A 21,405-nucleotide genomic window follows, 5' to 3' on the forward strand; every position below is an offset into this window, starting at 1 on the left:
AGCTCTGCTTTGACTGCGGCTTTGGAGTCTTCTTAGTTAACTTTTGAAACATCATGCTACATAATTTTGCGCCTTGAACAAGATCTTAATGCTATAAAAATAACATCACTACTGCGAGCAATGCGCTAGAATGGACCTTTTAGCTTGATTAGTTCTATAGTGTCGTTCTAATATAAAAGAAACATCAGCTTGACATCTATGCACTCTTAATACTACGGTGATGTGAATGTATTTTTAATTTTTCAAAAATAGATTTATAGATTGCTAAATTTTGAGCGAAAAAAATCAGACCAATTGAAATTTTTGAGGAGGGTGAAAATATGTGTAGATATGCAATGTACGGTCCATACAAAGATATCTTTGCCTGCTTTGCTTGTAGGAAGGTATATAAGCAAACATCCCGCTTTGAGATTCCAAAGGAAAAATATGAGGGGATTGTCCATGTCTGTCCGCAATGCCAGACGCCCATGCATGACATGGGGCATGATTTTCAGGCCCCGAAGCAAACGGATATCAAGCAGTGGAAAAAGGTAGAGCTTTTGTACCAAAACGGATACTCTTACCATTCCTGCGGATGTGACGGTCCTGGGTACAGACCTTCCCGGCTACAAGATGTTCCTGGATTCCTGAAGGAACAGCGAAGGTTTGAGAATGAGGGAGAGGCATTACTGCATCGGCTTTTGCAGAGTTAATTGAATCGAGCAAGTAACAAACATGGACTATTCGTAGTGTTGCCATAAGGAGGTCATCATGAGAAATTGTGCGCTATACAGCTCGACCTTTGATCTGGATCAGGTTGAGAGACTATTAGAGTCGATTTATCCCAATAACAAGATACACGTGAATGAAAGCAAAACTAGAGTTGAGGTCAAAAGCAAGGGCTGGTTTAATAAGAAAGTCAAAGGCTTTAACATAATGACCAGCAAAACGAATCCGGAGGAGTTTGCCTCCATGCTTAACGGAATGATAAATTTTTTCAGTCAGATTCCTGCTGAAAACGAACAGTTGCAGCAAAAGTTGCTGATCAAGATGAGTACGCTAAATATGGTGATTGGTGTGGAGACCGAGGAGGATATATCTGAAGCATTTTTTGCCGAATTACTTGATATCATAAATTCGTTGGACGGGCTGATGTTCTGGGGTGGCGGTAATTTGCTTGCACCTGATGGAAGTCTGTTATTAGATGTCAATGGGCGTTCGGAAGTGGAAGATTATACAGTTACTGCTCATGTCAGTTATTTGCACGGAGAGGACCCAATTACCGAATCCGGGATGGAGCGGAAGCTGCGGTCGGAAAAGAAATTGGTCGATCAAGGCTTTACGCAAATGCCGCCGATCCCAGGCAGGCTAGGAGATGAAGCAGCAGACAGCATCCGTTCTCTCAAGGAAGTGGCTGGCCGTGCCGTTGCTTTGTGTATTGTAGCACTGAAAGGCGAGTGTATCGGTGCGGGCGAAAGCAAGGATGATACGAAACGGATGATAAATCAAGTGACTGATCAGTATGGCGCGGACCGTTTCTTTTCACCGGAAGAGAAGAGGTTCTTATCCAATGATGATGTCGATGAGTCGGAGGGCATCCAGTTCTCCTGGCGTTATGAAGGCTTTTGGACTCTGTTATGGGCTTTGGGCCATCTTGAGAAGCTAGGTGACCCAACTGGGATTTGCGACGTGCCGTTGTCTGTTTCAAAGCTGCAGCAATTCGACTCATTTGAGGCTTTTCTGTCAAGCTCAAGACTGCGCAGCAGCAAGGAAATTTTAGATGAAGCGGATTTAATTTGTCGTTACGATTGGATGTGTGTGGATAGCCGCATTCATAAACAGCCAGCCCCTGGAAATCTGGATGATGGTGTAGTGTATGAACGTCATCGTGTGCTTAAATGGCTCACCAGTTACATGGGACAGGATTGGGATGATGTGCGCACAGATACATAATAGGAAGTCTAGAAACATCAATCCTCTACCAAATAGGTAGAGGATTGTTTGGTGTGGGGCACTTTACTTAAAATTCATGACGTTGACCGTAAATTCGCAATTCACTGATCTCAACATCGTACTTTGCGGCTCAATCATGGCCAGCTTGAAGAAGCGGAAAGGAGTGTTTTTATATTCATCCCTCACGTAGTAGACGCAGATAGCATTTTTACAAAGTTGAGGCTTCCATCCGGCAAAGCAATGTCTAGAAGCTCTAATCCTTCTACTGGCAGGCGGGTCATGGGACGCTGGTCGAAACGCAACATGGGAATGGTATATGGCCCATCTATGTACTCGGCCTTTTCCCGGTACTTCTTTAATGAATCCATTCGGCAGGGAAACAGCGATTCAGAAGTGTATATGGACTGAAGACGGCTGGCTGCGCCTGAGTCATGGCGGCAAGTTACCCGACTCTGGAGACAGAAGCTCCGAACTTGCCGATCCATCTTTTTCCAGCCAAAGAACCTAGAGACCACTTCATCATCAATCCATCATTTACGGCGATTATTTTGTCATAGAGGCTATATTCAAGCTCAAGGGTAGCGATTTATATTTCTGTTAAACAAGATTACAATCCTGAGAATAACGAGTTGAATCGACAATTATACAAATATAAAAATACTAGACAAGACAACTGCTGGGAGAAAGTTGTCTTGTTTTGCAATTTTAGGACCCATGCTATGGAGTTAGGAAAACAGATTTTAAAACTTTTTAATCATCAAGGAATAGTACTGGAAAACAAAAATATATATGCTTTAGGTCGCTTTGATAAAATCTCATCACTGGGAATGATACAGAAACTCTATTAAAGCGAAATAATTGCTGTTGGTAAAAGAAAGCGGTTACTTTAGGGTTGTTCTACGTTTGTTTTGGTCCCAATTATGATCGGAAAGGAGAAGACTTTACCGTGCCTCAGGGATGGAGAATGGAATTGAAATCTATGAGAATGCATGGGTAACCAATTAGCTATTTATGATGGTAAATAGGAGGCTTGGGAATGAAAAAAACCATAACAAGCTTGATTTTGTTTGGACTGCTGATGAGTATGTTGCCGTTCAAAAATGTGAGCGCTTTCGAAAATGCTAGGCTTACCCAATCGGCAACCGCAAGCTCCGTCGAAGATTCAAGTAAAGCGGCTGATTTTGCGATCGATGGTGACCCGCAAACTAGATGGTCCTCACAATATTCAGATCCGCAGTGGATAAGTGTAGATCTTGGTAGCACCACCAAAATCAATGGCGTTACGCTCAACTGGGAAGCCGCTTATGCGAAGTCCTACCAAGTTCAGACATCGACGGATGATGATCATTGGACTACCGTCTATTCCACCACGACTGGAGATGGAGGAATCGATAAGATATCTTTCGAAGCAACAGACGCTAGATATGTAAAAATGAACGGTATCGAAAGAGCTACCAGCTACGGATATTCCCTTTGGGAATTTGAAGTGCATTCAGCTGATGAACCGGAGGATAACTCACCTCCAACAGCTCCCTCCAACCTGACTAGTTCCTCGGTATCAGATACAATAGTAAGCTTGCAGTGGACGGAATCTACAGATAATGTAGGTGTTTCCAGCTACGACATCTACAAAGGATCAGACCTCGTAGGATCCAGTGCGTCGACATCCTTCATCGTTACCGGCCTAACAGCCAACATGGCGTACAGCTTTTATGTGAAAGCCAGAGATACCGCAGGTAATGTGTCAGATGCAAGCAATGTGATTGATGTTACCACCAGCGCAGCTGACACAAATATTGTCTCAGGTGAAACTTATAAACTAACGGCACAGCATAGCGGAAAAAATCTGGAAGCAGGAGACTCAACTGCCGATGGAGCGAAGGTGCAGCAGTGGACGAACAACGGTAGCGCTCGGCAAAGATGGAAAGTCATTGACGTTGGCGATGGATATTATAAATTGATTGTGCAATCCAGCGGTAAAGCATTAACAGTGGCCGGAGGCTCTTCAGAAGATGGGGCTAGTGTACAGCAATGGACAGACAGCGATTTAACTAATCAAAAATGGAAAATGATTGACGTCGGCGGTAGATATTATAAGCTGCTTGTACAATCTAGCGGTAAAGCGCTGGATGTAATCGGAGGTTATACTAATGACGGGGCAAATGTGCAGCAATGGACGGATAACGGAAATGATCAGCAGAAATGGAAGTTTACGCTTGTTGACTCAACCCCTGATACAACGGCACCAACAGCACCAGCAAACCTGAAAAGCTACTCCAAAACAAACACTTCGGTAAGCCTTGTATGGACAGCATCAACAGACGATGTCGATGTTATCAGCTACGATGTGTACAATGGAACAACTTTGGTCGATTCAACCCCTACGACAAGTTATACGGTGACAGGGCTTAGCGCCAATACAACATACAGCTTCACTGTCAAAGCCAGGGATGCAGCAGGAAATATTTCAACAGCAAGCAATGTCCTAAAGGTTACGACGAATTCTACAACGGAGAATACAGGTTTTTATATTAATGGAACAACGCTTTACGATGCCAAGGGGAATCCGTTTGTTATGAGGGGAATCAATCACGCTTATACCTGGTATAAGGGGCAAGAGTCTGTAGCGATCCCTGCCATTGCAAAAACGGGAGCGAACACTGTCAGAATCGTACTGTCGGATGGTCAGCAATGGACAAAAGATGATCTGTCTGCGATACAAAATTTAATCACTTTATCAGAGCAAAACAAATTGGTCGTTGTTCTAGAAGTACATGATGGCACAGGGTCTGACAGCGCTGCTGTATTGGATAATATCGCTAATTACTGGATTGAAATGAAAAGTGCACTCATTGGAAAAGAAAGCACCGTCATCCTCAATATCGCGAACGAATGGTATGGAACATGGGATGGCGGAGGCTGGGCGCAAGGTTATAAGTCTGTTATACCTAAGCTCAGAAATGCTGGCATCAAAAATACAATCATTGTTGATGGTGCAGGATGGGGACAGTATCCGCAATCTATTTTTGACTACGGAAAAGAAGTCTTTAATGCAGATCCGCTTAAAAATACGATGTTCTCCATTCATATGTACGAATATGCCGGAGGTAATGCCGCCACAGTAAAGAGCAATATGGATAATGTACTGAATAAAAACCTAGCTCTGCTGATTGGAGAATTCGGGATCAAGCATACGAGCGGTGATGTGGATGAGGCTACCATTATGAGTTACGCTGAGCAAAAGGGAGTAGGTTATCTTGCATGGTCTTGGAAAGGAAACAGTCCGGGTCTTGATTATCTGGATATGACTACTGACTGGCAAGGATCAAGCTTAACGGAACAAGGTCGTATTATCATTGAAGGTCCCAATGGTATTAGGGCGACATCAAAATTAAGCTCGGTTTATAGCGATTCAGCCAACAAACAGTCATCCAGTAAACCATGAGTATTTAACGTTAGTCAACAATGTTCAGTACGAAAACAAGCTTTTTCTGTACACAAAGCCGCCAAGTTGGCGGCTTTTTTTGTTGCATGAGCTGCCAGCTTACAAACAATAAAAGAATAATAAACAAGACAGTCTTTAACCAAGCAATTGACTTCTATAAGCTTTGTTTTGAGGCATTTGGGAACACGGATCAAGCCGATCATCGCAGGGCAAGTCGCCAATATGGGAGCAGACATTAAGTTACAAATGGAAAGCTTGAATTCAAATCAATTGCGTGAAGCCGCAGATCATGTGTTAAGCCTTCCATCTTTCAAAGAAGCTGTTGCACAGAAGTCAATACTATATTTAAATATATAAATTGGATGTAAGCTCGTCTATTGCAGCATATTAGGGAATTCGGTACAATTTACTCATACTACTTAAGAGTAAGCTGGAAGGAGAGAGTAAAGGTTGAAGCAGGAGTATTGTACACCGACTCAGCACCCAAAGTGGTTTGGACTGGCTGTTCAAGCGCTTGTTATATTGTCGCAGGAGGACAAAAGCATAGCTTGTCCAAGTATTGAACTCGCCAAATATCTTCAGTCGGAGCCTTCTTTGCTGCGCCGCATACTTTCCGTTCTCGCCAAGGAAGGGCTTATCGGAACCCGGGAAGGCCGTGACGGCGGGTACCACCTTAGGAAACCGGCAGAGTCTATACGACTAGTTGATGTGTACGATGTATTCCGTTCAGACAGCAGGCTTTCCTTTGGTATTACCGAGACAGCTGGCACGCATCCGCTCGGTAAATGTATGAAATCTACGCTTGAGGATATTACCCAAGAAATGGACGATAGCATACGTGGAGTATTAAGTAAGTACACGATTGCTGATCTCGCCAATCAACTGGAAGCCAAGCTTTAGATGAACCTGGAAAAAGACGGTTGACAGCGGCTTGCTTAGATTTTATACTGTGCAATATAAACAACAGTTAAACGCAAGCCGCGCGCAACGTTAATTTTTAAGGTTATACTGTGTGATAATGAACACAGTTATACCTGTGCGCATAAGCGGAAATATTGTTGGAATTTTTTCAAGGCACTTCGTTTTAATAGATTTCAAACTTTGACTAATCGCTTAGTCTGGATTTAACTGTGCTGAATAAAAAACAGTATTTATTTAAAGGAGGATTCATAATGTCAACTTCAACTCATACTGGTCAGAGCTCCGCCTTGTTCGCCGATGTCATCCGCGAGCGCCGCTCTGTGCGTCATTACGACAAATCGGTTCGTCTGTCTCACGAGGAGATTAAGGATCTTCTGAAAGAAGCGACGCTTGCGCCTTCTTCGAGTAACGTTCAGCCCTGGCGCTTCTTGGTTATTGAGACAGAGGAATTGAAAGCAAAACTGCAGCCAATCGCCTACAATCAATCCCAGGTTACTGAGGCTGCAGCGGTGATCGTTGTGCTTGGTGATACGGAAGGATATAAGAAGCTCGATGAAGTTTTCGGCGAAGCAGTAAAACACGGCTATATAGCAGAAGATACCGCCAAATCGTTCGTGGAAAGATCGATTCATACGTATGCTTCATTGCCAGAGGAAACACTTCATAAAGTCATTCATATTGATGGTGGTATTGTATCCCAGCAGCTTATGCTGGTTGCACGTGCTCACGGCTACGATACCGTCGCGATGGGCGGCTATAATGCGGCCGAGCTTAAGCAATCGTTCGGTATTAGTGACCGATACATTCCAATCATGCTGATTGCGCTCGGTAAAGCGGCACAACCGGGTCATCAGACAACTCGGCTGCCGATAGACGATATCACATTCTTTAACGAGATGCCCGTTAACTAAAAACAAAACCCAACGAATTTAATTTTATGAATGAACAGAGTCGAGAAATGACAACTTAAGGAAGTAGTATATATTCACAATTTCCAAAGGAGGATATCTGTTATGGCTCACCAGAAGAGAAGGAAAGAAGCTGCATGGAAGTCACGAAAGCAAGAACAGCATCCCCATGGTAAAATCAAATCGCTCAAGGAATTGTCCAGCGAACAAGATTGAGGAGTATACTACTTGGAAGAGAAGGGCTGTCGATGAAATTTATCGGCAGTCTTCTCATGGTGTGTGATCATAATGGCCCTTCATACAGGCAACATCCAACAGTTTTATTTCAGAGTGTTCAGTGTTATTGGAGACATTGAGTTAGCCGTTCAACCCTGAAAATATACATAATATTTTCAGGGTTGCTTTTATTTAGTTTTCTTTGTCAAGGCGAAGAATTACTGCAATTCACCAATGCGTGTGGGCGCTATCGACTCTTGCACGGAAAGCCTGGCCCATGGACGGTAGAGGAGGTTCTTCGCTTGCAAGAAGCCGTAAAGTGATGATAACGTTAGTTTGACGAAAGCTGAATTAGGATGGGAGTTGAAATTTCTTGAAGAAATTCGGTAAAATTTTGCTTATAGGTTTAAGCTTGGGGTTGGGCCTTGCAATCGGTAATGTGCAGACTCCTGCCGCCTCTGCCGCTGGTACCGAATATTATGTGGCGACAAGTGGTAGCGATTCCAACGCGGGAACAAGCGACGCGCCGTGGAAAACGCTCCAGCATGCGGCCGACACAGTCCCTCCGGGCAGCAAGGTCTATGTCCGAGGTGGTGTTTATAAGGAGAAACTGAAAATCACCCGCTCTGGCTCCGCCTCGCAAGGCCCAACCGTGTTCGCAAGCTATGGCACGGAAACCGCCATTGTTGACGGTACTGGCCTATCGGTCAGTGGGAACGAAGGGTTAATCGAATTGGCCGATGTCGATTACGTCACCATCCAAGGGTTTGAAATCCGCAATTTTACCACTGCTTCCAAGAACGCAGTGCCTACAGGCATTTACGTTCACGGTGCAGGGGGTTTCATTAATCTGTCTGATAACAAAATCCACGACATCAAAAACACGGCCACCCCAACTGGAAAAGACCGGCTAGGCCGGGACGCTCACGGCATCGCTGTTTATGGCACGAAAGCTCCTGCATCGATTCACAACCTTACAATCAACGGCAATGAACTATACAATCTCGTGCTCGGCTCCAGCGAATCGCTTGTTTTAAACGGGAATGTGAGCGGCTTTGCAGTGACCAGCAACCTCATTCACGATAACGACAACATTGGAATCGATCTGATCGGCTTTGAAGGAACCGCGCCGAATACTGCTTACGATCAGGTGCGGAACGGGGTGGTAAAAGGCAATCGAGTGTACAATAATTCGGTTCGAAATAACCCATCCTACAAGAGCGATGACAACTCGGCCGGCGGCATTTATGTGGATGGGGGCAAGGACAACATTATCGAGCAGAATTACAGCTATAACAATGACATCGGCGTCGAAATTGCCTCCGAGCATGCCGGCAAAACCACCAGCAATATTACGGTCCGCAGTAACGTGATATATAACAACCGGTTAACTGGCATCGCTATGGGCGGCTACGATGACGAGCGTGGCTCAACGGTTAACAGCAAGATCGTGAACAATACGCTGTACAAGAACGATACATTGGACGACGGGAGCGGCCAGCTTTTGGTTCAGTATGATACACGAAACAACGTGATCAAGAACAATATTTTCGTAGCCAGTTCGACTGATGTGTTGATCTATAATGGATATACTCAAAATTCGGGCAATGTTGTTGATTATAATTTATATTTTGCACCTGGTGGCAGTTCGGGGGCCAACTGGACCTGGAAAGATAAAGAATATACAGGATTCCCCACGTACAAATCGGGAACGGGCAACGATGCGCATTCTCTGTTTGCCGATCCTAAATTCGTGAATGCCACGAATGGCGACTTCCGTTTGCAGTCTTCGTCACCAGCGATCGATTCCGGATCAACGGATAACGCCATCATCGGAACCGAGGATATCGACGGGGAACCCCGTGTGAAAGGGAAAGCCGTGAATATCGGTGCGGATGAGTGAAGCAAAGCTAGAGTTTTTGTCGGGTTATGCAAAATCTGATCCTCTTGGAGTCCTGTGCGTGCTGATACTCCGTTGATGCAAGTGACGGGATGAGGCGACTCAAATGAATAGCTGATTTATTCCAAAAGCCCTCTAGATGCGAGGGCTTTTGTCTTTATATATAGCATTCACAATTTGTGTATTTGCAATTTCCGTAGTTCTTGATACACCATAATTGATAATGATAATTATTATCATTTAATTCGAGGGTCACATTATGATCACCGATTGCTTGTTGCTATGGAGAGGCATTCTAGGCGCAACATTATTTTTCTATAGAGAAAGGTTGATAGCATTGACTGCAAATAAACAATTAGACCGCTTCAGCTCGATACCCGTATTTCTCCATATATGATTGAATGATTGAACTTACTGTTTTACGAGTCCTCCAATACCGCAAGATCGAATTACAAAATTGTTAGGTTGATGTAAGGCAAATCGATAGCTTATGCCAGCCTGGCAGGATAAGATTGGAACAAACGAAAATAGAAATTTTTTAAAAGGAGAATCGAGATGAGGCTGTTTGAACTGTTGCTATTATTGTCAAACATCGGCTTGTTTTCATTAACCTTCCTATTAAAAAAAGGACGGCGTAGAATTCCAGTATTCGTTGCAAGCGGTATTGCCACACTTTTACTGGTCATTCATTGGACGGTGGAAGGATACAGAATTCAGCTATTTTTCCCATATTGCATAACGATCATTTTTTTAGCCATTTCAAATTATAGCTATTTTAAAAAAAACGGTCCAAAAAAAATCCCACGATTCATGTTGGGTTCAGCTTATACCGCTATAGCAATAATGCTGGTCGCAACAGCGGGCCTCATGTATGCTTTTCCTGTATTTAAACTACCTGAACCGACAGGCGAATTTAAGGTAGGAACGCAAACTTTTCATTTCGTGGATACAAATAGGGAAGAGATTTTCGACGAAGCCAGAGAGGGTAAGAGAGAATTGATGGTTCAGGTCTGGTATCCGGCTCAAACTAGCACCGGCAAGTACGCTCCCTTTATTCCCGATACCCAGATTTTACGTTATATGGCCGCGAACTATGGCCTTCCCGAGTTTACGTTTCAACACCTGAAGTACGTATCCAGTCATGCTTATTCGGGGGCCGAAGTCTCCTCGGTACAGACTTCATACCCGCTGATCCTTGCGAATCCCGGCAACGGCTCTTCCAGGTTCCTCCACACGTCGCAAGCCGAAAATCTCGCGAGTCATGGATATATCGTGGCAGTGATCGACCACACCTACAATACATTTGCAACCGAGTTTCCGGACGGTCGAATCACGACCAGCACAACCAACGACTTATTCTCGCCCGACCATGATTACCAGACGAGTAGAGGAAATCGCGACAAGTTGGGGAAAGTTTTAACCGGTGATGTGGCGTTTGCGCTGGACCAATTCGGGTTCATCCAATCGGGGCAGATTCCAAGCCATCTAAAAGGGAGGATTGATCTCGGTCATGTCGGGGTGTTCGGTCATTCCATCGGCGGAGCGATGGCCTATGACGCTTCTTACGATCCGCGAATCGCAGTCGGGATAGACCTTGATGGAGGGCTTTATCGACTGCGTGACAGAGAGGGTCTGCGAAAGCCGTTTTTGTTCATCAACTCGGAAAGCTATTTCGAAAAATTAAAAATGGTAATGGATAATCGGGTCTACACGGATGCAGAGCTTAACCGTATGGGATCAACAAGAGAGTGGGAGGATCAAGTAACGGAAGATAAAAAGTTGGAGCTTGAACGGATGCGTGAAACGGTCGACGAAGGGGGACAAGTCCTCTATATCGAAAATACGGAGCATTTGAATTTCGCTGACGTACAGTTCATTTCTCCGATTTTCAAAATGCTGGGCATTACAGGAAAGATTGCGCCCGAAAGAGCGAACTCCGTTATCAATGCCTATATGCTAGATTTCTTCGATAGGTATCTGAAAAATCAAGGCGGAAACTTAATGAAAGGACCGGATAGCCGCTTTCCGGAGGTGAAGTTCGTAACCTCGCTATTATAAATTACGGAACAGGCTACCGATTTTGATATGCTCCCCTTCAAGTAGACAGGTTTAATAAATAAACCGCTAATTGAAGGGGAGTTTTTCTTTGTCTAAAAAGAACGAATACAATGCGATGCGATGTATGCAAAGAGGAAGGGAGAATAAGTTCTATGAATTCCATGAAAGCGTTTGACATATTGGAATATCATTCTATAATTATGAACAGAATTGGACCTCACCGAGATGGAAAAATCCTGATTATTCCAGTCTGGATCGGATGTAGATGTTGTCTATTCTCAAATAGGTCGCTGTCTATGAGGAATACGATAATTGATAGAGCTGTTGTTCAATAAACAGTAAGCTCCATAATCAGGGGCTTGCTCTTTTATTTACCTAAGGAGAATGGGGCGGAATGACACTTAAAAAAAGAATCTTTTTATTGTTTTTTCTCAGCGCGTTTATTCCCTTTATTAGTATATTTGCAATTTCTTATTATACCATTGATTCCATTTTTGTAAATAAAATCAATGATGGAATTAGGAGCAATCTACAGCAGGTAACTTCATCACTGGAAAATTCAATTACCAATCTGAATCATGTTACTCAGCAATTATCATATAGCGGTACTTTAGGCAAAAAACTGGATGAAGTCTTGCAACCTTCCTCCAATATAATTGAATTGATTGAGGCTAGAGATGAATTAAAGAATGAGTTAAATGTTGTAACGTTTACTAATCCGAATATAGGCTTGACCTTATATTATTTCCAGAAAGAAGGCGCTACACAGTTCGCTAACTTTCCCATCAAAGATCGTTTTGCCCCTGAGTCTTTGCCTGTGCTTTTCAAATCTTATGGCATTTCGTACTATGGTCCCCATATCAGTATGAACCGATTTAATGACCAGCTCGTTTTATCTGCCATGCGAAAGGTACAACTGCCTCAAAGGGACGATGTATATATTTACGTCGAATCCGGCTTTCGTCTTACCCAGAATATACTAGGTTACAACCAATACCAAGGAGCTTTATCGCATTTGATCCTAAATGGTGAAGGTCAAATTGTTTACAGTGAAATTCCGGAAACGATGAAAGTGGGGGAGAATTTCTTCAGCTTATCAAAAAGTGCTGCAAAAGACGGAATATCCCGTGACTACCATTGGTTTAAGGAGGACTCCGCTCAGAATTGGAGCGTCATCTCGGTAATTTCGCAGGCTAAGTATCAACAGGAGAAAAACCAGTGGTTGCTTCAAATATTACTGGTCGCTTTATTTTTTCTCGGCTTTACTGTATTTCTTGCTTGGCTTCTGTGGAAGATGGTCTACAAGCCACTCGGTCTGTTCCATTCGGAAATTAACGGAATGTCTCAGAATCCACAAAAGGCAGGTAGCCAGACTCGCACTCATATTCCCGAGTTCGATTTTCTATTGGGAGAATTCTCAAATATGCAGCACCAAATCGGTGACCTGTTCAAGGAAGTGCAGCAGAAAGAGAAGATCCGTGCAGATTTGGAAGTGGAAAAATTGTTATATCAGATCAATCCTCACTTTCTGATGAATACGCTAGATACTGTACATTGGCTGGCCGTCATGAATGGACAAGGGGAGATTGACAAGTTGGTGCAATCCTTGAACAAGCTGTTGTATTACAATTTGGGTAAATTAGGGCAAGTATCGACGATGGAAGAGGAAATTGATGCGCTAAGACAGTATCTAGTCCTGCAGCAAATTCGATATGACTTTGAATTTGACGTGCGTATTTCAGCAGATGACCATGTGCTTCAAATACCTGTGCCTCGTTTTATTCTGCAACCGTTGGTTGAAAATTCTCTCTATCATGGACTGAGTGACGAAGGTTTTATTCAAATTGAAGTTACACTCACCAAAACGCTGAATATTCTGATACAGGATAATGGAGCCGGCATGACCGAGGAAGCGATTCAAAAACTCTTGAACAATCGTATAGCAGAACATAAAAAAGTAGGGATGGGCATCGGACTCAATTATGTTCACCGCATGTTGAGGGCACAGTACGGAGATCAAGCACAACTGGTGATCGAAAGTGAATTGGGTACAGGGACAAGTATTCTGCTCATACTTCCTATCAAAGGAGAAGATGTTCGGGGATGATTAAAGTATTGATTGTGGATGACGACAAATTGGTACGAAAAGGCATAAGCTCCGCGATGCCGTGGAATGAGTTCAATATGGAAGTTGTAGGAGAAGCAAGTAACGGGTTGAAAGCACTGGATTTTCTGAAATCCCAACCGGTCGATCTGATGTTGACGGATCTCGCGATGCCGGTGATGTCAGGTATTGAACTGATGCGAGCTGCAAGGCAACTCTATCCAGAGCTTCATATTGTCGTATTAACACTGCATCAAGATTTCGATTATATCCAGGAAGCGCTCAGGCTGGGAGCCATCGACTATATAGCCAAGGTTCAGCTCGAGAAGGAGCAATTCGAACACGTGCTGCATCGAATACATATCCGGATTGACGAGCTGGCGAATAAAAAACGAAAGCTGCCGCTGCTTAGTGAGACTAATGTCCATTACCGCCATGTGTATGCACTTGTTTCACTGGATCGCAAGTTAGGACAGAGCTGGCCGATTGAACCGACATCCAGTGTAGATGAGATCCGATGGGAGGTTGAACGGAACAGTTGGATGTGGGCGGCACCCATGGACTTAGAGGATCAACTGTTCCACAAACTGAAGGAATACCGGGACCAAGTTCCCCAAGGCGCCTTGCTAGTTATGTCCGATGTACAAGAGCGAACGTGGTCGCAAATCCAAAACTGGATTATGAATTATACAGAAACGTCCTTATTCTATGCATACGACCCTTATGATCCTGTCATTGCCGTTTCGATGAATGTGGAGGAATCATTTCCAATAGAACCGCAGGATGAAGACATGGATCGAATTAAGCAAAGTTGGTTTCTATCACCATGGACACATAACGACAGTTACTACAACCAACTGATTGAACAGTTCAAATCACTAAGACTGCAAAAAAGCCAGTTGATGGGATTGCTATACTCGATAGTTATGGAATGGAATCACCTTTTTGCCGAGTCTACGCTTGGTAGAATCTCAATGATCCATTCTTTTCTATCGTGGTACGAGGTAGAAGCTTGGATCAAGCAGACCTCTGTGGACATTCGTAAGGCAGATGAACAGACCTCGTATTCACAGGAAATTGTAGACGCCGTGAAAAAAGCGATTATGATCATGCAAAATGATTTGGATCAAGCTTTTACTGCTTCAGGTCTGTCCCGGCAACTGAACATCAGCCGAAGCTATTTCAGTCAATGCTTCAAGGATCTGATGGGGAAAACCTTTAATGAGTACTCCCGTTTTATACGAATAGAGAAGTCTAAAGAGTATTTATTGAATACAAATAATCAGATTTTCTGGATTGCTGAGCGAGTGGGTTATACGGATGAAAAATATTTCAGCCGAATTTTCCGCGAGTTGACAGGCCTGCTTCCAAGTGAATATCGACAGCTGGGCAGAGGGGATAAAAAGCGTACTCTTTTATAATTCAGTCAAGCCGACAGATTCCTGATAGGAGCTGCCGGTTTTTTGTGCTTTACTTTGGTTAGTAAGTAAAGATAGACAAATGTATGTCGGCAGGTAGGATAAATGCTTACAAGCCAAGTATGACTTCACTGCCTGGCGTGAAACCGCATACATTTTTCTATCCAAACAGACGTTTAATCCCTATCTCGTTTTGTCTTCATCGAGTTTTATAATGAAAGCGTAAACAACAATGATAGAGAAATATTCACAACGAAGGGGAATCGAATGAGATGACAACTAAATGGTCCGTAAAAAGCAAATTGTTGACGAGACGTCTGGCCGTACTGTCGATATCTGCCCTAATGATTTCAACCCTTGCAGCCTGTGGGGCTTCATCCAACCCTCCCACTGCGAAGGAAGCGGGCAAATATGAGGTAACACCCGGAGACCCATTCAGTGCCTATAAAGACGAAATAACCGTCACGATGGGTCGTGTGACTACGGCCAACCCGAAGCTGCCGGCTGGAGATTCGTATGAGAACAATGCGTATACTCGACTGGTCAAAAAAGTGTTTAACGCTCAGATTAAAGACCAATTTGAAGCCAACGGAGAAGATTATAGCCGTCAGGTTTCTCTCGCCATCGCCTCTGGAGAACTGCCTGACATGATGCGTGTCGATTCCAAGGATGAACTCAAAGAACTGGTTGATAATGATCTGATTGAAGATATGACGGAAATTTACAAACAGTATGCCACAGATAATATCAAGAATATTTACGACTCTTATGAGGGCCGTGCATTAGACAATGCGACGATAGATGGACGTTTAATGGGGCTTCCGGCTACTTCCCTAGATTCCGCACCAACCATGGTCTGGGTTCGTCAGGATTGGCTGGATCTACTGGGAATCCAACTTGACGCAGACGGAGATGGTGCTATCAAGCTGGAAGATGTGGAGAAAACGGCCGAGGAATTCTTAAAAAGAGATCCTGGTCAAACCGGGAAACCAGTAGGTATTCCCTTTGTGAACACCCTAAATACAACTGACTACAATGGTTCTGCCTATACCATGCTGGGAGTGGCCTCAACGAAGGGTTCATTCCCTCAGTACTGGATGAAGGGTAAAGACGGCAGCATTGTTTATGGCTCAACAACAGAGGAAACCAAGCAGATGCTAGGCGTCATGGCAGATTGGTTCAAGAGAGGCATCATCGACCCGCAATTTGGAACACGCACATTTGATGATATTACGGCACTGTACACCAACGGCCAATGCGGTATTGCTTTTGGACCATGGCATATTCCCGACTGGGGTCTGGGCAACGTGAAGCAGAAGGATAAGAATGCGAAATTCACGGCTTACACTTTGGAAGATGCAGATGGAAAGGTAAACGTGGCACACGCCAATCCAGCTAATCAGTTTATCGTTGTAAGAAAAGGATACGAACACCCGGAACTCGCCGTTAAAATCGTAAACCTTTTCTACGATAAACTGGCAAATGATAAAAATGTGGGAACATCTATGCCAGAAGCTGCCAAGTATCAAGAGAACGGCGTAGACGGTTCTACCAGACCGTTTAATATTGAAGTCAACTCGGCGACCTCGTTACTGGATGACTACTCTGATATCGTTCGAGGGATTAAAGGAGAGATAAGTTTGGATCAGGTCCGGACAACAGAATCAAAGAACAATATTAAAAGTATCCAGACTTACTTAAGTAATATGGATACGGATAACGTAACAGCCTGGTCGAAATATCACTCGCGTATCAACGGAGTGGGACTCATTGACAAACTGACACGGGAAAACAAATTTGTATGGATGACACCCGCTTTCTCCGGAACTACACCAAGCATGAAACAGACCTGGGCTAATCTGACCAAGATGGAGCAGGAATCTTTTATCAAAATCGTGACAGGTGCAGAACCTCTGAATTACTTCGATACATTCGTTAGCAATTGGAAGAAGCAAGGCGGTGACCAGGTAATTCAGGAAATTAAAGACGAGGTTGCATCCAAAAAATAAACAATCTTAAACTGCTAACAGGGCTGCGTATTGCAGCCCTGCTTTTAGGAAAGGGGTCCATCCATGAAACAGGGAAACGATAAAGCAAAAATCCGGTTCGGCACGGGTGCCATATATCATCTGATGATGCTTCCGGGTATTTTATTTTTGCTGGTATTCAGCTATGTTCCGATGGTCGGTGTCATTACGGCGTTTCAGGATTATATACCAGCCAAGGGAATGTTAGGCTCCAAATTTGTAGGGCTGAAGCACTTTATTTATATGTTTAAGCTGCCGGACATCGCACAGGTTTTTAGTAATACGTTGGTAATTGCCATTGCCAAGATTCTATTGGGAACAATGATGGCTATCATTTTTTCCATTTTGTTAAATGAGATCCGCATCAAATTCGTTAAAAAATCCGTGCAGACAATTGTTTATCTGCCACACTTTCTGTCCTGGGTAGTTCTAGCTTCCGTGGTTGTTAACATGTTCAGTTTGGATGGGATTGTGAATCAAATTTTGGCTTTTTTCGGTCTGGAGAATATTAATTTTCTCGGCAGCAACACCTGGTTCCAGCCGCTGATTATTGGGACAGACGTGTGGAAGGAGTTCGGTTACAGTTCCATCGTCTATTTGGCTGCAATTACTTCGATTGATCCGGGTCTGTATGAAGCGGCAGGAATGGATGGAGCCAGCTGGTGGAGAAAAGTATGGCATATTACGTTGCCAGGCATGCTGCCTATTATCCTGCTCATGGGAGTGATGAGTCTGACCAATATTTTGAGTGCCGGCTTCGATCAAATTTATAATCTGTATAACCCAGTTGTCTATGAATCGGGAGATATTCTGGATACTTATGTATATCGGATTGGACTCGTTGGGCGACAGTATAGCTTCGGTACGGCTGTTGGCCTGTTCAAGTCAGTGATTGGTATTGTTTTGCTATTGTCAGCCAACCAATTGGCCAAAAAATACACCGACCGAAAAATATTTTAAGGAGGCGATGCCTGTGTCATATTCTGTAAGCCAAAAAAATCGAATTGGCGGGTTAGTCATCTATGCCATCGTCATATTGCTGGCATTGATCTGCCTACTTCCATTATGGAATATCGTTGCGATTTCATTTAGCAGCAGCGAGGCCGTGTCAGCTAATGCTGTAGGTCTCGTACCGGTCAATTTTACAACCGCAGCGTATACGAAAATTATCGATGATGCTCAGTTCTGGCGTTCCTTTGGCATATCTGTTCTACGTGTTGTGCTTACACTTCTTCTCAACATGATTCTTATTGTTCTAATGGCATACCCGCTCTCCAAGTCAAAAAGAGAATTTAAGGGCAGAAACATTTATATGAACGTCATGATTTTTGCCATGCTGTTCAGCGGTGGGATGATCCCGAGTTATCTATTGATCAAAAACCTCGATATGCTCAATACAATTTGGTCGCTTGTTCTACCAGGAGCTGTCCCTATATTCAGTGTCATCCTTGTCATGAACTTCTTCTCTGCTGTACCTAAGGCCCTAGAGGAAGCAGCATTCATCGATGGGGCAAGTCCGTTGCAGGTCCTGTTCAAAGTGTATGTTCCCGTGTCCATCCCTGCGCTGGCGACGGTAGCACTATTCAGTATCGTGGGAACGTGGAATGATTTCTTCAGCGGTTTGATCTATATGACTCAAGTCAGCAATTATCCGCTCATGACGTATATTCAGTCCCTTAACGTGAATATTGCGGAACTTCTTCAATCCGGCACCAACTCAGCACAACTTAGCAACTTGACTGAAATTTCAAATAAAAATCTAAATGCGGCAAAAATCGTAGTCGCTGTCATCCCGCTACTGCTGATTTATCCGTTACTTCAAAAATATTTTGTGACTGGAATTGTTGTAGGATCGGTAAAAGAGTAATCACAAAAAGAGATGACCCTGATAAATTCAAGGATCATCTCTTTTTACATAAAATAATTGAACACAAAAAATAGCTATGATATAATCGATAGCGTTATTGACAAATCATATAAACAACCGAAAAAAATATTATCCCTATTATTATAGTACATCTAGAACTTTGATTTGTCAATGTTTTTTTTACCCCCCCAGAAAATAGAAAGGAAGATGGAATGTGCAATCAGGCTGCGTACATAATCAAGCGGTTTTGAGAAGAAGTACGCGGCGACTTACTTCGGCGGTGACTAGGCATGATCATGATTGTTCGCTTTTTTCTCTATATTAATGGTTAGGAGAGATGTTGAATGAATTCACTGGTTCTCGATTTTCAAGAAATGGATAACACTCAGCTTTTGCTGGTTGGTGGAAAAGGATTGCACTTAGGGGCATTAACCAAAATGGAAGGAATACAAGTGCCAGAAGGGTTTTGTGTTACAACATTGGGATATCAAAAAGCCATCGAACAAAACGAAATAGTTCATGCTTTTCTGGATCAGCTAGCTACGCTTAAAGTAGAAGATCGAGAACAAATTGATGATATCAGCAAGAAGATTCGACAGGCCATTATGGAAGTAGCCATTCCTTCTGATGTTGTGAAAGCAGTTGCTCACTATCTCTCCCAGTTTGGTGATGAATATGCTTATGCCGTACGTTCTAGTGCGACTGCTGAGGATTTGCCGCATGCTTCTTTTGCTGGTCAACAAGATACCTATTTAAATATTATCGGCAAAGAATCCATCCTGGAGCATATCCGCAAATGTTGGGCTTCTTTATTTACGGAACGCGCGGTAATTTACCGAATGCTGAATGGATTTGATCACAGCCAAGTTTATTTATCTGTCATCGTTCAAAGGATGGTGTTCCCACAAGCTTCAGGGATTTTATTTACCGCTGATCCCATCAATGGCAACCGAAAGCTGCTCTCTATCGATGCAAGTTTCGGACTTGGAGAAGCGCTGGTCTCCGGCTTGGTATCTGCCGATTGTTATCAAGTACAGAATGGGGTAATCGTCAGCAAGAGGATAGAAACCAAAAAAATGGCTATTTATGGACGAAAAGAAGGCGGAACAGAGACCAAGCAGCTCAATCCTGATCAGCAAAAAACGCAAACCCTTACGGATCAACAAATTTTACAACTAGCTTATTACCATCATAGAGCGGGGAGATTTCATAAAATTGGACCCATCTGACAAAAGCGAACCGGGACCCGTTAAAAGCCATAAGGGTATGTCGTCTGCGGATATTCTGGCAGAAGCAGGAAACGACCCGGCAATTGTTGCCGATTTGATTAAGAGTAGTGAGACATCGTTATCAGCTTTAAAACATAACATCCAAACGAAATCAGGATTGGATGTATTAGATTGTATCCTGGAAGATATGCAGCAACGGAGGCGGCGTGCGTCAGATCTGAAAAACTTGAGTGTGATTATGTCCGCCATCCATGCTTCAGCATGGATCAATGAAAAAATGGATGAATGGTTAGGTGAAAAAAACGTAGCAGACACACTTTCCCTATCTGTACCTAACAACGTCACTTCTGAAATGGGTATGGAGCTACTGGATGTTGCAGATGTGATTCGTCCCTACCCGAAAATAATTGAGTATTTACAACAGGTAAAGGATGATAACTTTTTAGAAGAACTGGTTCAATTCGAAGGTGGACAGCAGGTGCGTGATGTTATTACTGCTTATCTCGACAAATATGGAATGCGATGTGCCGGGGAGATCGATATTACAAGAACACGCTGGAGTGAAAAACCAAATATATTGGTACCTATGATCCTCAGTAACATCAAAAACCTTGAGCCTGGCGCCAGTAAACGAAAATTTGAGCAAGGGCGACAGGAGGCAATGAAAAAAGAACAGGATTTATTAGCCCGATTGAAACAATTACCGGATGGTGAACAAAAAGCCGAAGAGACAAAACAAATGATCGACCAGATCAGGAATTTCATCGGTTATCGTGAATATCCGAAATATGACATTGTTAGTCGCTACTTCATTTATAAACAGGCTTTACTAAAGGAAGCGGAACGACTCGTACAAGCCAACGTTCTTCATGAAAAAGAAGATATTTACTATCTCGCTTTTGAAGAATTGCAGGAAACCATACGCACAAATAAACTGGATTACCAGGTCATCGACAAACGCAAAGATGAGTATAGATTATATGAAAAACTAACTCCGCCACGTGTTATCACGTCTGATGGCGAAATCATTACGGGTCAGTACAAACGAGAAAATATCCCCGCCGAAGCAATTATAGGCCTCGCTGTTTCTTCGGGCGTTGTAGAGGGGCGGGCACGTGTGATCCTGAATATAGAAGGGGCTGATCTGGAAGATGGCGATATACTAGTCACCGCCTTTACTGACCCCAGTTGGACTCCATTATTTTTATCCATAAAAGGCTTGGTTACGGAGGTGGGCGGACTGATGACCCATGGAGCCGTTATCGCACGTGAATATGGCTTGCCAGCTGTTGTCGGAGTGGAGAATGCGACCAAACTGATAAAAGATGGGCAACGAATTCGCGTGCATGGAACAGAAGGGTATATCGAATTTTTGTAATG

The 21,405-nt window shown here is 43.5% G+C and carries 14 protein-coding genes and 2 pseudogenes; 15 read left to right on the forward strand and 1 reads right to left on the reverse strand.

Annotated elements, in window-relative coordinates:
- The first annotated feature begins 320 nt into the window (after positions 1-320).
- Both C0638_RS20260 and C0638_RS20265 read left to right on the forward strand, forming a co-directional pair.
- Positions 321-692: a hypothetical protein gene (locus C0638_RS20260; protein ID WP_025675048.1), complete on the forward strand. Its 372-nt coding sequence runs from the start codon at positions 321-323 to the stop codon at positions 690-692.
- 58 nt (positions 693-750) lie between these two features.
- Complete coding sequence (locus C0638_RS20265) at positions 751-1,932, forward strand: DUF4272 domain-containing protein (protein ID WP_040103682.1); 1,182 nt, start codon at positions 751-753, stop codon at positions 1,930-1,932.
- 182 nt (positions 1,933-2,114) lie between these two features.
- On the opposite strand, the gene C0638_RS25220 is transcribed toward C0638_RS20265, so the two are convergent.
- The gene (locus C0638_RS25220) at positions 2,115-2,417 is read right to left on the reverse strand and encodes a hypothetical protein (RefSeq protein ID WP_158453335.1); all 303 of its coding nucleotides are present in this window, start codon (positions 2,415-2,417) and stop codon (positions 2,115-2,117) included.
- Between the two features lie 551 nt (positions 2,418-2,968).
- Here C0638_RS25220 and C0638_RS20280 point away from each other — a divergent pair.
- The 13 genes and pseudogenes from C0638_RS20280 (at position 2,969) to C0638_RS20335 (ending at position 21,403) form a co-directional block, all read left to right on the forward strand.
- A complete protein-coding gene (locus tag C0638_RS20280; RefSeq protein ID WP_040103683.1) occupies positions 2,969-5,377 on the forward strand; it encodes a cellulase family glycosylhydrolase in 2,409 nt (802 codons plus the stop codon).
- Between the two features lie 128 nt (positions 5,378-5,505).
- A pseudogene (locus tag C0638_RS25830) lies at positions 5,506-5,704 on the forward strand (hypothetical protein); the annotation flags it as partial.
- Positions 5,705-5,827: 123 nt separating this feature from the next.
- Positions 5,828-6,277, forward strand: a complete 450-nt coding sequence (locus tag C0638_RS20290) for an RrF2 family transcriptional regulator (protein WP_013371316.1) — start codon at positions 5,828-5,830, stop codon at positions 6,275-6,277.
- Between the two features lie 272 nt (positions 6,278-6,549).
- Positions 6,550-7,209: a nitroreductase family protein gene (locus C0638_RS20295; RefSeq protein ID WP_013371315.1), complete on the forward strand. Its 660-nt coding sequence runs from the start codon at positions 6,550-6,552 to the stop codon at positions 7,207-7,209.
- Between the two features lie 102 nt (positions 7,210-7,311).
- Positions 7,312-7,422 carry a DUF6254 family protein gene (locus C0638_RS25835; protein WP_014599788.1) on the forward strand — a complete coding sequence of 37 codons (111 nt, stop codon included), beginning with the start codon at positions 7,312-7,314 and terminating at the stop codon, positions 7,420-7,422.
- A gap of 373 nt (positions 7,423-7,795) precedes the next feature.
- Complete coding sequence (locus C0638_RS20300) at positions 7,796-9,325, forward strand: right-handed parallel beta-helix repeat-containing protein (RefSeq protein ID WP_040103684.1); 1,530 nt, start codon at positions 7,796-7,798, stop codon at positions 9,323-9,325.
- Between the two features lie 552 nt (positions 9,326-9,877).
- On the forward strand, positions 9,878-11,380 hold the full coding sequence (locus C0638_RS20305) for an alpha/beta hydrolase family protein (protein WP_040103685.1): 1,503 nt from the start codon (positions 9,878-9,880) through the stop codon (positions 11,378-11,380).
- A 394-nt stretch (positions 11,381-11,774) separates the two neighbouring features.
- Positions 11,775-13,487 (forward strand): sensor histidine kinase, encoded by a 1,713-nt coding sequence (locus C0638_RS20310; protein WP_025677291.1) that lies wholly within the window; start codon positions 11,775-11,777, stop codon positions 13,485-13,487.
- Positions 13,484-14,905: a response regulator transcription factor gene (locus C0638_RS20315; RefSeq protein WP_013371311.1), complete on the forward strand. Its 1,422-nt coding sequence runs from the start codon at positions 13,484-13,486 to the stop codon at positions 14,903-14,905. Before C0638_RS20310 ends, C0638_RS20315 begins: the two co-directional genes overlap by 4 nt.
- A gap of 269 nt (positions 14,906-15,174) precedes the next feature.
- Positions 15,175-16,911, forward strand: coding sequence for a type 2 periplasmic-binding domain-containing protein (locus tag C0638_RS20320; RefSeq protein ID WP_058712032.1), 1,737 nt, complete (start codon positions 15,175-15,177; stop codon positions 16,909-16,911).
- 63 nt (positions 16,912-16,974) lie between these two features.
- Complete coding sequence (locus C0638_RS20325) at positions 16,975-17,889, forward strand: ABC transporter permease (protein ID WP_052452908.1); 915 nt, start codon at positions 16,975-16,977, stop codon at positions 17,887-17,889.
- Between the two features lie 13 nt (positions 17,890-17,902).
- Positions 17,903-18,796 carry a carbohydrate ABC transporter permease gene (locus C0638_RS20330; RefSeq protein WP_013371307.1) on the forward strand — a complete coding sequence of 298 codons (894 nt, stop codon included), beginning with the start codon at positions 17,903-17,905 and terminating at the stop codon, positions 18,794-18,796.
- Between the two features lie 344 nt (positions 18,797-19,140).
- A pseudogene (locus C0638_RS20335) lies at positions 19,141-21,403 on the forward strand (phosphoenolpyruvate synthase).
- The last annotated feature ends 2 nt before the right edge of the window (positions 21,404-21,405 follow it).

Origin of the sequence: Paenibacillus sp. lzh-N1 (assembly GCF_002872435.1) — a bacterium.
In the GTDB taxonomy this organism is placed as follows: Bacteria; Bacillota; Bacilli; order Paenibacillales; family Paenibacillaceae; genus Paenibacillus; species Paenibacillus polymyxa_C.